12 protein-coding genes are annotated in these 14616 nt (G+C 70.1%); 6 read left to right on the forward strand and 6 right to left on the reverse strand.

Features of this window, described 5'->3' with window-relative positions:
* Positions 1–594 precede the first annotated feature (594 nt).
* The 3 genes from Ate02nite_RS05030 to Ate02nite_RS05040 all read right to left on the reverse strand — a co-directional run bounded on the left by Ate02nite_RS05030 (position 595) and on the right by Ate02nite_RS05040 (position 3528).
* Complete coding sequence (locus tag Ate02nite_RS05030; RefSeq protein WP_203799507.1) at positions 595–1077, reverse strand: hypothetical protein; 483 nt, start codon at positions 1075–1077, stop codon at positions 595–597.
* Positions 1078–1384: 307 nt separating this feature from the next.
* Positions 1385–1879, reverse strand: a complete 495-nt coding sequence (locus tag Ate02nite_RS05035; RefSeq protein WP_203799510.1) for a SigE family RNA polymerase sigma factor — start codon at positions 1877–1879, stop codon at positions 1385–1387.
* 35 nt (positions 1880–1914) lie between these two features.
* Positions 1915–3528: an AMP-binding protein gene (locus Ate02nite_RS05040; RefSeq protein WP_203799513.1), complete on the reverse strand. Its 1614-nt coding sequence runs from the start codon at positions 3526–3528 to the stop codon at positions 1915–1917.
* 87 nt (positions 3529–3615) lie between these two features.
* On the opposite strand from Ate02nite_RS05040, the gene Ate02nite_RS05045 reads away from it, so the two are divergent.
* The 3 genes from Ate02nite_RS05045 to Ate02nite_RS05055 are packed head-to-tail and all read left to right on the forward strand — an operon-like array spanning position 3616 to position 7154.
* Positions 3616–4446: a helix-turn-helix transcriptional regulator gene (locus Ate02nite_RS05045; RefSeq protein ID WP_203799516.1), complete on the forward strand. Its 831-nt coding sequence runs from the start codon at positions 3616–3618 to the stop codon at positions 4444–4446.
* Complete coding sequence (locus Ate02nite_RS05050) at positions 4443–5453, forward strand: zinc-dependent alcohol dehydrogenase (protein ID WP_203799519.1); 1011 nt, start codon at positions 4443–4445, stop codon at positions 5451–5453. Before Ate02nite_RS05045 ends, Ate02nite_RS05050 begins: the two co-directional genes overlap by 4 nt.
* Before the next feature lie 48 nt (positions 5454–5501).
* A complete protein-coding gene (locus Ate02nite_RS05055) occupies positions 5502–7154 on the forward strand; it encodes an FAD-dependent oxidoreductase (protein WP_203799522.1) in 1653 nt (550 codons plus the stop codon).
* Positions 7155–7220: 66 nt separating this feature from the next.
* Here Ate02nite_RS05055 and Ate02nite_RS05060 read toward each other — a convergent pair whose 3' ends face one another.
* On the reverse strand, positions 7221–8354 hold the full coding sequence (locus tag Ate02nite_RS05060; protein WP_203799525.1) for a glycoside hydrolase family 12 protein: 1134 nt from the start codon (positions 8352–8354) through the stop codon (positions 7221–7223).
* 286 nt (positions 8355–8640) lie between these two features.
* Here Ate02nite_RS05060 and Ate02nite_RS05065 point away from each other — a divergent pair, with 286 nt between their 5' ends.
* Together Ate02nite_RS05065 and Ate02nite_RS05070 are read left to right on the forward strand one after the other, a co-directional pair.
* Positions 8641–8985 (forward strand): histone-like nucleoid-structuring protein Lsr2, encoded by a 345-nt coding sequence (locus tag Ate02nite_RS05065; protein ID WP_203799528.1) that lies wholly within the window; start codon positions 8641–8643, stop codon positions 8983–8985.
* Between the two features lie 75 nt (positions 8986–9060).
* Positions 9061–9813: an SDR family NAD(P)-dependent oxidoreductase gene (locus Ate02nite_RS05070; protein ID WP_203799531.1), complete on the forward strand. Its 753-nt coding sequence runs from the start codon at positions 9061–9063 to the stop codon at positions 9811–9813.
* Between the two features lie 424 nt (positions 9814–10237).
* On the opposite strand, the gene Ate02nite_RS05075 is transcribed toward Ate02nite_RS05070, so the two are convergent.
* Complete coding sequence (locus tag Ate02nite_RS05075) at positions 10238–10954, reverse strand: SDR family NAD(P)-dependent oxidoreductase (RefSeq protein WP_203799549.1); 717 nt, start codon at positions 10952–10954, stop codon at positions 10238–10240.
* A gap of 82 nt (positions 10955–11036) precedes the next feature.
* Here Ate02nite_RS05075 and Ate02nite_RS05080 point away from each other — a divergent pair, with 82 nt between their 5' ends.
* Positions 11037–11693 carry a TetR/AcrR family transcriptional regulator gene (locus tag Ate02nite_RS05080; protein WP_203799552.1) on the forward strand — a complete coding sequence of 219 codons (657 nt, stop codon included), beginning with the start codon at positions 11037–11039 and terminating at the stop codon, positions 11691–11693.
* Between the two features lie 21 nt (positions 11694–11714).
* Here the strand turns inward: Ate02nite_RS05080 and Ate02nite_RS05085 are convergent, their stop codons facing one another.
* On the reverse strand, positions 11715–14600 hold the full coding sequence (locus tag Ate02nite_RS05085) for a putative bifunctional diguanylate cyclase/phosphodiesterase (RefSeq protein ID WP_239147129.1): 2886 nt from the start codon (positions 14598–14600) through the stop codon (positions 11715–11717).
* Positions 14601–14616: the final 16 nt, after the last annotated feature.

Raw genomic sequence — 14616 nt, forward strand, 5'->3', positions numbered from 1 at the left:
GCCCAGACGGCAGCGTCAGTTGCCTGATCTGCGGAAACATCCTGCCCGCAGGCCTCCGCCGAATCCTCAGGCGATCGGACGGCAGCGTCAGTTGCCTGATCTGCGGAAACATCCTGCCCGCAGGCCTCCGCCGAATCCTCAGGCGATCGGGAGGCCGCTGGTTCAGACTGACCGGGCATGGCCCCTTCCGGCCAGATCAGCGGCGGAACACTCTCGACGATGTCATGCAGACCAAGCTCCCCGCAGGTGCGGGAACACCCATGCGACCGGCATGTCTTCCACCCGTAACGCTGCTTGAGTCCCCACCGCCGGCGTCGCGCAGAATCACGACGAAATGCCGCCTTCCCCGGCGAATAATTGCGGGCTCTCGTGGGGTCACGCATGGCGGAAAGCTCAGACCTGCTAAAGAACTCCAGCTGCCGCATGAGTCAATTCTCTCGTGGCCGGCAGCGCAGGCGCCAACAAGCGATCATTACCTTTTACAGAAGCCGGTAAATAATTCTAATGGGCGCCGAGACCGGCGAAGGGGATACTGGACGGCGTGGAGCCAGCGCGGCACGGTCGGGCTGGCGCACATCGACAAGGCGGCCGTCTTCACGGGTGGAGGGTGAGGCCGGGCGCGCTGCCGATGGCGGCCAGCTGGGCCGCGGGCGGCAGTGCCCGCACTCGGCCGATCGCCGCGAGCAGGATGGTCGTGCGGTCTGGGCGGAAGACCGTCACGCTGCGCTGCGGTTTGGCGGTGTCGGTGCCGGCCAGGTCGGCCATGGCGATCGCGCCGCCGGGCTGGTCGATGCGGGTGCAGGCCTCGCCCTCGGCGTTCAGACAGTGCGGCTCCGCGCCGGGCGTGGCCGGGCTGACCATGATGGCCAGCGAGTATTCCTCCGAGCCGGCGCCTACCCAGGCCACCGCCCGATAATCGTCGCCCTTCGGCTCGTAATAGAACTCCACCCGCGGGCAACTCTTCGAGCGGGCACCGGCCGGGAGCAGCCCCGGCAGCGCGCCGGTCAGCCGCGCGATGACCGCCGGCTGCGTCTCGGACAGCGTGGTCACCGGCTGATCCGGCAGGAACGACGGCATGGCCGCATGAGCGCACGGCGTCACGCTCAGCGAAGGCGAAGGCGAGGACGAAGGCGAGGACGAAGGCGAGGACGAAGACGAGGACGAAGACGAAGGAGCGACGGATGCGGCGGATGCGGCGGGCAAAGACGGGGACCGGCCCGGTGAGAGAGTCACCGAGAGGCCGACCGATCCCAGGACAGCGAGAAACGCAGCGGCGGTCACCCATCGGGTCCGGCGGCGGCGTCGGTCCAGCGCGATCAAGCCGTCCACATCAATGCCGGTCGGTGGCGCGTCGTCGCTGGCCACGCGCAACAGGGTCGACAGGTCATCCACGGCGTACCTCCTCCTCGTTGGGCATTGCCGTGCGCATCGCCTGCAGGGCGCGCGCGGTTTGGCTCTTGACCGTGCCGGGTGAGCAGTCGAGTTCGGTGGCTGCCTGCTCGACCGACAGGTCGTAGAAGAAGCGCAGCACGATCACCGCCCGCTGCCGGGGTGTCAGCCGGCCGAGCGCGGCCAGGATCGCCATCCGGTCGGTGACCGGGCCGTCCACGCTGTCGGCGCGGCGTTCGGGCGGCCACTCCCAGGATTCCTCGCGCCGCCACGGCCGGCGCCGCTCGTCGAGCAGACACCGAAGCAAAACCCGGCGGACGTACGCGTCGGGATCGTCCATCGCCGAGACCCGCCGCCAATGCCGCAGGAGTTTCAGCAGCGCCGTGGAGACGAGGTCGTCCGCGAGGTGCCAGTCCCCGCACAGCAGGAAGGCCGCCCGCCGGAAACTGTCCAGCCGCGCACCCACGTAGTCCCGGTATTCGATCCCCACAGGGATCAGAACGGAAGCGGGACCCGGTTTGGTTGTCAGGCGTTTCGAATGGCGGCGGCGTCGGTCAGGCCGAGGATGTCGACGGCACGTTCGCGCATCTCGACCTTGCGGACTTTTCCGGTCACCGTCATCGGGAAGCCGTCCACCACGTGCACGTAGCGCGGCACCTTGTAGTGAGTGAGCCGGCCCGCGCAAAAGGAACGGACAGCGTCGGCGGTCAGCGGGGTGGTGCCGGGCCGCATCACGATCCAGGCCATCAGTTCCTCGCCGTACTTCGCGTCGGGGACGCCGATCACCTGGACGTCGGCGATGTCGGGGTGGGCGTACAGGAATTCCTCGACCTCGCGCGGGTAGACGTTCTCGCCGCCCCGGATGACCAGGTCCTTGATCCGGCCGACGATGTTGAGGTAGCCGTCGTCGTCCATCGTGGCCAGATCGCCGGTGTGCATCCAGCGGGCCGCGTCGATCGCCTCGGCGGTGGCGTCCGGCTGCTCCCAGTAACCGAGCATCACCGAGTAACCGCGGGTGCACAGCTCACCGGCCTCGCCGCGCGGCATCACCAGGCCGGTGGCCGGGTCGACCACCTTCGACTCCAGGTGCGGCATCACCCGGCCGACCGTCTCGGTGCGGCGGGCCAGGTCGTCGTCGGGGCGGGTCATGGTGGACACCGGGGACGTCTCGGTCATGCCGTAACAGATCGCCACCTCGGTCATGTTCATCTCGGCGACCACCCGCTTCATCACCTCGACCGGGCACGGCGAGCCGGCCATGATCCCGGTCCGCAGAGTGGACAGGTCATAGTCGTTGAACGACGGCAGCCCGAGCTCGGCGATGAACATGGTGGGTACGCCGTAGAGCGAGGTCACCCGCTCGGACTCGACCGCCGCCAGGGTGAGCGCCGGGTCGAAGCCGGGGGCCGGCAGCACGATGCAGGCGCCGTGCGAGGTCGCGCCGAGGTTGCCCATCACCATGCCGAAGCAGTGGTACAGCGGCACCGGCAGGCAGACCCGGTCCTGCTCGGTGTAATTGATCAGCGCACCGACGAAATATCCGTTGTTGAGGATGTTGTGGTGCGACAGCGTCGCACCCTTCGGGAACCCGGTGGTCCCGGACGTGTACTGGATGTTGATCGCATCATCAAAGGCCAGCCGCGCCGCCCGCGCCGAGATCTCCGAGAGGTCGCCGTCGATCAAAAGATCTTCAAAATCCGCGCCGATGTACGCCGTGGAAGAGAACCCGATCGACTCGATCATCCCCCGGTAATCGCTCGTCTTGAACGCCACCGCACTGATCAGCAACGACAGGCCGGACTGCTTGACCACGTACTCGAGCTCGTGGGTCCGATAGGCCGGATTGACGTTGACCAGGACCGCCCCGATCTTGGCCGTCGCATACTGCGTGATGACCCATTCGGCGCAGTTCGGGGCCCAGATGCCGACCCGGTCCCCCTTCTCGATCCCGCGCGCCAGCAGCCCCCGGGCCAGCCGGTTAACGTCCGCGTCGAGCTCCGCGTAGGTCCACCGCCGGCCGGCCGCCACATCGACCAGCGCCTCCCGGTCACCGAACCGGGCCACGGTGCGTTCGAAGTTGGCCCCGATCGTCTCGCCGAGCAGGGGCGCGGTGCTGGTTCCGGAGGCGTAGGACAGCATCAGCGCAGCATGGGCCGCCTGTCGGGGGTTGCACCAGCCCCGTCCGGGGGTGGCCGGGAGCCGAAAAAATCGTGACATGCTGTCAACGTGCTCGAAACAGCCGATCTGCCCGCCGCGCTCGGCCGGATCCGCCGGGTCACCGGCCTCCCGGTCGCGTTCGGTGGCCTGGTCGCAGCCGACGCACGCAACATGCGGCTCACCGATTTCGCCGGCACCGCCACGGTCGCGCTGCACGGCCTGGTGGTGAGCGCCGGTCACGGGCTGGGCGGCCGGGTGGTGACGACCGCGCGGCCGGGGCGGGTCGAGGACTACGCGGCCGACCCGCGGATCAGCCACGAATACGACGGACCGGTCACCGCCGAGGGGCTGCGGGCGATCGTGGCCGTGCCGGTGGCGATGGGCGGCTCGGTGCTGGCCGTGCTCTATGCCGGCACCCGGGAACCGCTCGCGGTGGGTGCCCGGGCCCTGGACGCGATGGGCCGGGTGGCGCTGCGACTGGGCACCGAGGTGACCGTGCGGCGGGAGGTCGCTCGCCGGATGGCCGAGCTGGAGACCGCCGCCGCGCGCCAGGCCGACGCCGGGGCGCGGGAGTGGGAGGAGGTGCGGTTGGCGCACGCGGACCTCCGTACCCTCGCGGCGGAGACCTCGGACCTCGCGCTGAAGGCGCGGCTCCAAGAGATCTCCGACCGCCTGGTCTGCGCCCGGCCCGCCGCCGAGGCGACCAACCCGCTCTCGCCCCGCGAGTTGGACGTGCTGGCGATGATCGCGGTGGGCTGCGGAAACGCCGAGGCGGCCCGGCGGCTGGGACTGCTGCCCGAGACGGTGAAGAGCTATCTGCGCAACGCGATGCGCAAACTGGGCACGCACGGGCGGATGGAGACCGTGGTGACCGCGCGCCGCCTAGGATTCCTGCCGTGAAGCGAGTGATCGTGACCCCGTCGGGGGTCGAGGTGACCGAGGCCGAGGTGCCGTCGCCGGGGCCCGGCGAGGTGCTGGTGCGCACGGTCCTGGCCGGCATCTGCGGCTCCGACGTGCATGCCGTGCAGGGCCGCCATCCCCACATCGCGCTCCCCTACCGGCCCGGCCATGAGGTGGCCGGCACGGTCGAGGCGATCGGGGCCGGCGTGACGCGCGTTCACAATGGGCAGCGGGTCACGATGGAACCGTTCCTGCCCTGCTGGCAGTGCAAGCAGTGCCGGGCCGGGCGGGAAAACCTGTGCGAGCGGCTCGGCTTCTTCGGCTGTGGGCACGACCAGGGTGCGATGGCCGAGTTCTTCACCGTCGACCAGCGGCGCCTGCACCTCGTGCCCGATTCGCTGGACTGGACGCAGGCCGCGTTCATCGAGCCGCTCGGCACGCCGGTGCACGCGGCCCGGCTGGCCGGTGGGCTCTCCGGCCGCACTGTCGCGATCCTCGGCGCCGGCACGATCGCGCTGCTCACCCTGCAGGTGGCCCGGCAGCAGGGCGCGGCCCGGGTGGTGCTGACGGCCCGGTCGCAGCGGTCCCGGGACCGGGCGGCGAAGTTCGGGCCGGACGCGGTGGTCGACGCCACCGCCCCCGACGCGGTCGAGCAGGTCCGGGCCCACCTCGGCGAGAGTGCCGACGTGGTCTTCGACTGCGTGGCCGAGCAGTCCACCATGGATCAGGCGCTGGCGATCGCCGACAGGGGCGGCACGGTGATCGTGGTCGGCGTGCCGCCGGCGGCGGTGACCGTCCCGCTGCCGCTGATCCAGGACAGCCAGCTGCGCATCCAGGGCAGCGCGACCTATCTGCCGGAAGACTTCGCCGAGGCGATCGCCCTGTTGGTGAGCGGCGAGATCGCGGTGGCCGAGCTGGCCACCGTCCGTCCGCTGGAATCGGCCGCCGGCGCCTTCGCCGACGCGGCGAGCGGCGAGCACGTGAAGGTGCTGCTTCAGCCGAAGTGATACGCGCGACCCCTGGACGTTACCGGCCGGTAATGCGAGGGTGTGCCGATGGCGGATTACGACGTCGTGATCGTGGGCAGCGGCTTCGGCGGCAGCGTCAGCGCGCTGCGGCTCACCGAGAAGGGCTACCGGGTCGGCGTGCTCGAGGCGGGCCGGCGTTTCACTCCTTCGACACTTCCGAAGACCTCATGGGACCTGCGGAACTTCCTGTGGGCGCCCAAGTTCGGGCTGCGCGGCATCCAGCGCATCACCGTCCTTAAGGACATTCTGGTGCTTTCCGCTGCCGGGGTCGGCGGCGGCTCTTTGGTGTACGCGAACACGCTGTACCGCCCGCCGGCCACCTTCTTCGCCGACCCGCACTGGTCCGGCATCACCGACTGGGCGGCCGAACTCGCCCCCCATTACGACCAGGCCTCGCGCATGCTCGGCGTCACCGAGCAGCCCACCATGACCCCCTCCGACGTGGTCATTCAGTCGGTGGCCGAGGACATGGGGGTGGGTTCGACCTTTAGGCGTACGCCGGTGGGGGTCTTCTTCGGGGAACCGGGCCGCACCGTGCCGGACCCGTTCTTCGGTGGCGCCGGGCCGGAGCGCACCGGCTGCACCGAGTGCGGCAACTGCATGATCGGCTGCAAGATCGGCGCGAAGAACCGGCTCGACGTGAACTACCTGTACCTGGCCGAGAAGGCCGGCGCGACCGTGCACCCGGACACCGAGGTGACCGAGGTGCGCCCATCGGGCGACCGCTGGATTCTGGTGACCAAGACCGGGCAATTCACCGCTGATCACGTGATTCTCGCGGCCGGCGCACTGGGCACCCAGCGGCTGCTGCACGCCATGCGCGACACCGGCGTCCTGCCGCACGTCTCGGCCCAGCTCGGCTCGCTGACCCGGACCAACTCGGAGGCGCTGCTCGGGGCACAGGCCCCCACGGTGCCGGCCGAGCCCTACTCCAAGGGGGTGGCGATCACCTCGTCGTTCCACCCCGACCCGACCACCCACATCGAGCCGGTCCGCTACGGCCCGGGCAGCAACGCCATGGGCCTGCTTGCCACGCTGCTTGTCGACGGCGGCGGCCGGGTGCCGCGCCCGGTCAAGTTCCTCGGCCAGATGCTCCGCCACCCGTACGTCCTGCTGCGCTCGCTGTCGGTGCGCCGGTGGAGCGAGCGCACGATCATCGCGCTGGTGATGCAGACCCTCGACAACTCGCTCACCGTGCGGCGCACCAAACGGGGCCGGCTCACCACCAGCGCGGGGCACGGCGAGGCGAATCCGACCTGGATTCCGCAGGGACACGAGGCGGTCCGCCGGATCGCCGACAAGATCGGTGGTTTCCCGGGCGGCACGGTCGGTGACATCTTAGATATTCCGATGACCGCGCACATTCTCGGCGGGGCAACGATCGGCGAATCCCCCGCGGCCGGTGTCCTCGACGCCTATCACCGCGTTTACGGGTACGCCGGATTGCACGTCGTCGACGGCTCCGCGGTACCGGCGAATCTCGGCGTGAATCCGTCGCTGACCATCACCGCGATGGCCGAGCGGGCGATCTCGCTGTGGCCGAACAAGGGCGAGTCCGATCGACGCCCACCGCTCGGCGGGGAATATGAACGACTCGACCCGATCGCGCCGCACTCCCCCGTCGTTCCGGCCCACGCTCCCGGCGCGCTGCGCTTGTCCACTTCGAAATTCGACTCATAAATTGGACGAACCGCCCCGGCACCGGAGAATCGGCGACGAGGCGGCTCGGGCTGGCGAGCCTGAGTATCAGGCGGTGGTGCAGGTCGATCCGTTGAGCGTGAATCCGGACGGGTTGGTGAAACTGCCCGAGTACGTGCCCTGGAATCCGAAGTTGGTGTTGGCTCCGGCCGCGAGGCTTCCGTTCCACGTCACGTTGCCGGCGGTGATCGCGCCACTCGAACCGGTGACGTTCGCGTTCCACGAACTGGTGATCGACTGGCCGGACGGAAGCGTGAAGCCGAGCGTCCAGCCGTTGATCGCGTTACTTCCGGTATTGGCGACCGTCACGTTAGCGGTGAATCCGTTACTCCAGACATTCGTCCCGTAGGTCACCCGGCAGGCCGCCGTCCCACTAGGTGGTTGGGAGGTGGGTGCCGTGGTGGGGGTGGTGGTGGCCTGGCCGCCACTGTTTACTGCCGCCGCGAAGTTGGTCACCGCGAGGCCGGCGCCACCGATCCACGGCTCGAAGCCGGCCTGGATGCTCGTCAGGTACCACGAACTGGTGATCGCGCCGCGGTTCTTCACGTCGTTGATGAAGTCGAGAACGCTGAAGCTCCAGCTGGCGATGGCCGACGGCGCGACATAGGAGATGACCGCGTTGGAACCGTTGCTGCCGCGCCAGACCTCCCAGCTCCGGCCGCCGATCGTGGTGGTGCCGACCACCGAGCCGATCGGCTGGATGGAGCCCTGCCGGTTGAACCAGATCATGATTTCCTGCTGGTTGACCCCGTCCTTCTTCGGCGACGGGTCGAGCCAGATGTCGTACGCCGCGTCGTAGGTGGCGCCCGAGACGTACTGATAGGAGATGCTGCTTGTCGCGCTGGAGATGGCGCTGACCTGGATCGGCAGGTTGGTGCCGGGCGAGCAGTTGGTGTAGTGGCAGCCCAGGTAGACGGCCGGATAGGAGACCGGAGCGCCACTCGTGTTGCCGACGCCCTGCTGGCTGGTGATCGAGAAGCCGGTGCCGGTCACGTTGATGCACTGCTGGGCCGAGGTGCCCCAGCGGTTGTTCATCACCACGTAACGGCCGCCGATGGTGGTGGAGCCGTACTGATCGCAGATCTGCGTGTCGGCCGCCGCTGGTCCGGCGACGGCAAAGGCCGTCACAGCCGCGCCGGCCAGGAGGCCGAGGGCTGCGAAGGCACGGATGGCACGTCTCATTGCGAAGCTCCTAGAGAGGGGGAATCCCGTGGGGACGGGTCGGTGGGAGCGCTCCCACCGCACGTTACAGGACATTGACGAAGCTGAAAAGTAGGTGTTACGGGCGGGATCCGAACGGGTGTCCCCGGTTGCCTCGGTACCTGCATAGAATTGCGACATGCAGTGCGGGCAATTTGCACTGAGAACTTTCGGGCGACAGAATGAAAGCGTATCGACATTCGCGGCGCCCACGCCGCGTGCGCATAGTCGTCACTCATAATGACTTCGCTGTAGGAGCGGGCACACCATGGCCAAGCAGGTAATAACCCTTCTGACCGACGACATCGACGGCGGAGAGGCCGACCGCACCGTCGAGTTCGGACTCGACGGTGTGAACTACACGATCGACCTCTCGGAGAAGAACGCCGGGAAGTTGCGCAAGGCGCTCGACCCGTTCCTGAACTCCGCGACCCGGGTCGGCCGCAGCGGTGTTGTCTCCCCGGCCCGGCGCAGCGCACCGGCCAGCACCGGCCGCGCCAGCCGCGACCAGAATCAGGCGATTCGCGAGTGGGCGAACAAGAACGGCTACGAGGTTTCCGAGCGCGGCCGTATCCCGAGCCACATCGTCGAGGCGTACCACAGCAAGCGATAGGTTGATCCCCGTCGTCGGAAATTCGGCGTCCCCGCGTCTGCGGGGGCGCCGTTTTCGTCGGAAAGGGGAACAGACATGCGGGTGGTAATCGTCACCGGAGCGTCCAGCGGAATCGGCCGGGCCACCGCCGCCCGGATCGGTCGGGCCGGCACCACGGTGGTGCTCGCGGCCCGGCGCGCCGATGAATTGGAAACGAATGCCGCGTCGATCCGCTCGGCCGGCGGCGAGGCACTCGTGGTGCCCACCGACGTCCGCGACCCGGCCGCGATCACCGCGCTTGTCGCCCAGGCCCGCGAGGTGACCGGCCGGATCGACGGCCTGGTCAACAACGCCGGGGTGGGCGGGGTGGCCTCGATCCTGGCCGACGACGAGCTGGTCGCCAAGCTGATCGAGGTGAACCTGATGGCGCCGATCCGGCTGATGCGGGCGGTCGTCCCGCTCATGACCGAGCAGCGTTCCGGGGCGATCGTCAACATCGGCTCGGTGGCCGGCGAGATCGGCATCAGCGGCACCTACTCCGCCACCAAGTTCGCCCTGCGTGGGATGACCGACTCGGTGCGCCGCGAGCTGATCGGCACCGGCATCGGCGTGACGCTGATCGAGCCCGGCTTCATCGCCACCGATCTCACCAGCAACCGCCGCGGCCTGCCCGGCCCGGAGATCGTCGCCGCCGCGGTCGAGCGCGCCCTGAGTCGCCCCCGCCGCCGCATCGTCGTCCCGCTGAAGTACCGACCCGCCATCACCCTGGCGAACACCCTCCCCGCCCTGACCGACCGCATCTTCGCCGGCCGCGCCGCCTCCCGCCGAGAGGTGAAGGGCCGTCCCTAGCCGTCCGTTTCGCCGGGCCAGGATCTTTCTCGCACGCTCCTTTTTCGATACGGCGAAGGAACAGTCCCCTGACACGCAGTTTGCGCTGAGCGGGACTCACCCTCCGCGCGCCCGCGCCGGGCGGGCCCGCCCCAAACGCCAGCCCACCGCACCCACCGCGCGGCCCCGCCGGGCAGGCCCGACCCAAACGCCAGCCCACCGCGCCCGCCGCGCGGCCCCGCGGCCACGCGCCCACCGCGCGGCCCCGCGCCCACCTCGCCCACCGCGCGGCCCAGCGCCCAACGCGCGGCCCCGCGCCCACCGCCGATCTTGATGATTTGCCGCTACCACCAGGCACCAACTCATCAAGATCGCAAAAGAGGGAGGTGCGGGGCGGGGCGGGGCGGGGCGGCGTACCGCGGGGCAGGGCGGCGGCGCGGGGAGGTCAAGCGGCGGCGGGGACGACGTCCTCGGGGCGGTCGCGCTTGGTGAGCATGGTCCACAGGGTTTCGGCCAGGTCGGCCGGCTCGACCACCGGGATCTTGCTGAAGTCGACGCCCACCGACAGCTTTCCGGAGGTCGCGATCTGGTGGCCGGCGCTGCCGCGGATCATCGCGGCGATGTGCAGGACGCCGGCGTAGACGCCACTGGCGGCGATCTCGCCGTTCAGCGACAGGATGTAGTTGCGGGCCGCGGCCATCGCCGGGCCCAGGCCACTCAGGTTGGGCATCGGGCGGACCGCCGAGACGCCCTGGCCGACCAGGATGCCGCCGTCGCCCCGCTCGAGCATCTCCGGCAGTACCTCGCGGACGATCGCGACCGGGGTCAGCAGGTACAGGTCGACGTAGTGCTGGGCGGTCGCGACGTCGAGATCGGTGGCCCGGACGAACAGGTCGGTGGTGATCGGGGCGTACTCGATCACGTCGATCCGGCCGAAGCGTTCGCGGATCCGGCCGATCAGGCCGGGGATCTCGGCCGTGCGGGTCAGGTCGGCCGGGAAGGCCGCCGCCTCGATGCCGTCCGCCGCCAGTTCAAGAACCAGCGCGCCCAGCCGGGTCTCGTCGCGGGCGACGAGCGCCACCCGGTAACCGGCCGCACCGAACCGGCGGGCGACCGCCGCGCCCAGGCCCACGCCGGCCCCGAAGACCACCACAGTTCTCATGCCACTCCCTAAGTTGAGGTGGCTATCAACTTAGAAGTAAGTTGAGGTGGGCGTCAACTTAAAGATGCGGAAGACTGGGGGGATGGAACAGCCCATGCGCCGGGACGCCCGGCGCAACGTCGAGCGCCTCGCCACCGCGGCCGGGCAGATCTTCCGGGAGCGCGGGCTGGACGCACCGCTCGAGGAGATCGCCAAGGCCGCCGGGGTCAGCGCCGGCACGCTCTACAACCGGTTCGGCGGCCGGGACGCGCTGATCGACGCGGTGATGCCCGACGTGGTCGAGGCCAAGGTGCGCGAGGCGATGGTGCGAGCCGAGGCCGAGGCCGATCCGTGGGACGGCTTCACGCTCTACCTCACGCTGCTGTGCGAGATGCAGGCGACCGATCTGGCGGTGAGTGACGCGGTGAGCCGCCGCTACGCCGACGCGAAGCGGCTCAACGAGATCTGCGAGGCCCAGATGGACGGCGTCCGCGGGCTGATCGCCAAGGCGCACGCGGCCGGCCGGCTGCGCGCCGACTTCACCGCGGAAGATCTGCCCTATCTGCTCTGGACCACCTCGACGGTGGTGCGGGCCACCGCGAGCCGGGCGCCGGACGCCTGGCGCCGGGCGCTGGCCTTCACGCTGGACGGCCTGCGCCCGGCCGCCGCGCACCCGCTGCCGGCTCCGCCGCTGACGGCCGAGCAGGTCCACGCGGTGATGCTCGACCTGGGTGCGAAGAGATCAGGTCAGGGCAGGTAGTGCTATGTGGACGACGGCCGTTCACGACATCTGGGGTAACCGATTTGTCATCTGACTCAAAGCTTCGGTGCCGTCGACCGGGCTCGACCACAGGTAGCCCTGGCCGAGCGGGCAGCCGAGGTCGGCGAGCAGGTCACGGTGGACACCGGACTCGATGCCCTCGGCGATCACGGTGAGGCCGAGCGACCGGGCCAGGTTGATGATGCCGCCGACCAGCGCGGTCTGATTCACCATGTCGTCGACGAACATCTTGTCGATCTTGATGACGTCGATCGGGCGGCGGCGCAGGTAACCGAGCGACGAGTAACCAGTGCCGAAGTCGTCGATCGCCACCCGGATGCCGTGCGTGCGCAGCTCCGCGAGGTCCTGCCACACCTTGTCGTGCTCGCCGGCCAGCAGCGTCTCGGTCAGCTCCAGCATCAGCGCCTGTGGCGGCACCTCGGAATACTCCAGGGCGGCCAGGATCTCGGCGACGAAGGCAGGCTCCTGGAACTGGCGGACCGAGACGTTCACGCTCACGTACGGCTGCCGGCCCTCGGGCAGGATGCGCCGCCACTGGGCGACCGTGTGCAGCGCCTGCTGGAGCACCCACCGGCCGATCGGCACGATCAGCCCGCTCTCCTCGGCGACCGTGATGAACTGGGCCGGCGACACCGTGCCCTTGGCCGGGTGATGCCAGCGGACCAGGGCCTCGAAGCCGACCGGCTGCTCGCTCCGAAGATCGACGATCGGCTGGTACGCGAGCAGGAAGTGCCCCTCGTGCACGGCGTGATCGAGCGCCGAGCGCAGTTCCAGCCTCTCCACCATCACCCCGTGCAGCTGGGCCTGATAGCGCCGCCACTGGTTCTTGCCGGCCCCCTTCGCCACGTACAGCGCGAGGTCGGCCTGCCGCAGCAGTTCGTCGGCGCTGTCCGCCTCCGGGGTGGTGGTGATGCCGATGCTGGCCACCGCGGTCACCGTGGTCGTGCCGTCGACGACGACCGGCTCGGCCAGCGCGGCCAGGATGCGGGTGGCCGCCTCCTCGACCGCGCCCGGTTCCCACACGTTCTCGATCAGGGCCGCGAACTCGTCGCCGCCGAGCCGGGCGGCGGTGTCGTCGGCCCGCAGCGCGCCCGCGATCCGCCGGGCCACCTCGATGAGCAGCGCGTCGCCGGCCGCGTGGCCCAGCGTGTCGTTGACGATCTTGAAGTCGTCCAGGTCGATGAAGAGCACGCCGACCAGCGAGCCGTCCCGTTCGCCACGGGCCAGCGCGTGCTCGAGCCGGTCGTGGAACAGGACCCGGTTGGCCAGCCCGGTCATCGCGTCGTGGAACGCCTGGTGGGTGAGCTCGTTGGCCAGCCGCCGCGGCTCGGTCACGTCCCGCAGGGTGTAGACCCAGCCGGACACCGCCGGGTCCTCGCGCAGGTCGGAGCTGTGCACCTCGAGCAGCATGCCGTCCGGCCCGCGGAAATCCGCGGACCGGTCCTCCGGATGAATCACCGACGGCAGCGGCGACCCGGTCGGATCAAACCCCAGCACGCGTACGCCGGACGGGCTCGCGTACCGGATGATCGCGTCCGGTCCGACGATCAGGATGACGTCGGCGGCGTTCTGCACCAGCGCGCGGAAGTAGTTCTCGCTGTTGCGCCGGGCCACCTCCTGGCTCAGCTCGATCCGTTCCAGCGCCAGCGCGGCCTGCCCGGCCAGCACCTCGATGGCCCGCCTCAGGCCCGGCAGGGCACCGTCCGGCGCGCCCACGTGCAGCACGCCGACAAGCGGCTCGGTGCTGGTGGGCCGGTCCCGGAGCACCATCGGGCAGCGCAGCGTGGAGCTGAACTGGGTGAGCCGCACCGACACCGCCCAGTCGATCTCCCGGGTGGCGACCACCCGGCCCACGGTGCCGGCCGCCCGGTCGACGGCGGCCTGCGCGGCCGACGCGGCCGAGAGCGGCCCCTCCTGGGTGAACGGCATGGCCAGCACCACCCCGTGCGGGGTGTCCGGCGGGAGCAGGTCAGCCACGGCGATGCGGACCGCGTCGGCGACCGCGTCGGTGTCGGTCGCCGAGACCAGGGCGGCCGACGCCTCGCGCAGCGCCCGCTCCCGGGCCAGCACCTGGCGGTGGTTCGCCATCGTCCCGGCCGTCCGGGCCAGGACCAGCAGGAAGATCAGCGCGCTGAGCACCGCCACCACGGTCAGGTCGCCGGTGAGCAGGACGGCCGGTGCGACCAGCCCGAGCAGCACTATCCGCCGCCAGCCCACCTCGGCGGGCAGCCGCTCGGCCGGCTCGCTCAGCGTGGTCATCGACGGGTGCAGGGCGGCCAGGCCGGCCCCGGCGTAGAGGGCGAACCGGCCCAGCCCGGCCACCTCGAGGTTCAGCCAGGACAGCTCGTAGCCGACGTCGGCGACGATCAGCAGCAGCAGGCCGGCGCCGAGCAGATTGCCGGCCGGCACCTTGCGGCCGGAGGAGGTCAGCAGCCGGATCAGCATGCCCAGGCAGAGCAGGTCACCGGCCGGGTAGGCGGCCATCACCCAGTCGCCGTCCGCCGCTCGCGGACCGAGCACGAACGTCCAGGTCAGCAGGGCGCCGCCGGCGGTCAGGGTGAGGGCGTCGAGCAGGGCGGCGCGGTCCCGCGCACCGCCGCCGCGGCGCCGGACGAAGATCCAGAACACCGCGGCCAGCGCCGGATAGGCCGCGATGACCAGGGCGGTGCCGAGATGATGTACGCGGGGGCTGCTGGAGGCGTACGCGGCCGCACCGAACGCCGAGGAGCCGACCGCCGCCGCGAGCAGGCTCCACGGGTCGCGATCTTCGGCGCGATTACGCCGTACGCCGAAAGCAATGATCGCGATCGCGGACAGCCCGGCCGCGAGATGCAGCATCGGCTGGCCGGCCGGCAGCAGGCCGGAGGCCAGCGTGAGTACCGCCATCCACGCACCGAACAGC

It is taken from the genome of Paractinoplanes tereljensis, assembly GCF_016862435.1.
Classification (GTDB): Bacteria; Actinomycetota; Actinomycetes; order Mycobacteriales; family Micromonosporaceae; genus Actinoplanes; species Actinoplanes tereljensis.

Excerpts from the sequence above, each read along its gene's own strand:
- Ate02nite_RS05030 (WP_203799507.1), bottom strand. The coding sequence starts at position 1,077 with ATGCCGTCGTTCCTGCCGGATCAGCCGGTGACCACGCTGTCCGAGACG.
- Ate02nite_RS05040 (WP_203799513.1), bottom strand. The coding sequence starts at position 3,528 with ATGCTGTCCTACGCCTCCGGAACCAGCACCGCGCCCCTGCTCGGCGAG.
- Ate02nite_RS05055 (WP_203799522.1), top strand. The coding sequence starts at position 5,502 with ATGGCGGATTACGACGTCGTGATCGTGGGCAGCGGCTTCGGCGGCAGC.
- Ate02nite_RS05060 (WP_203799525.1), bottom strand. The coding sequence starts at position 8,354 with ATGAGACGTGCCATCCGTGCCTTCGCAGCCCTCGGCCTCCTGGCCGGC.
- Ate02nite_RS05065 (WP_203799528.1), top strand. The coding sequence starts at position 8,641 with ATGGCCAAGCAGGTAATAACCCTTCTGACCGACGACATCGACGGCGGA.
- Ate02nite_RS05070 (WP_203799531.1), top strand. The coding sequence starts at position 9,061 with ATGCGGGTGGTAATCGTCACCGGAGCGTCCAGCGGAATCGGCCGGGCC.
- Ate02nite_RS05075 (WP_203799549.1), bottom strand. The coding sequence starts at position 10,954 with ATGAGAACTGTGGTGGTCTTCGGGGCCGGCGTGGGCCTGGGCGCGGCG.
- Ate02nite_RS05080 (WP_203799552.1), top strand. The coding sequence starts at position 11,037 with ATGGAACAGCCCATGCGCCGGGACGCCCGGCGCAACGTCGAGCGCCTC.
- Ate02nite_RS05085 (WP_239147129.1), bottom strand. The coding sequence starts at position 14,600 with ATGGCGGTACTCACGCTGGCCTCCGGCCTGCTGCCGGCCGGCCAGCCG.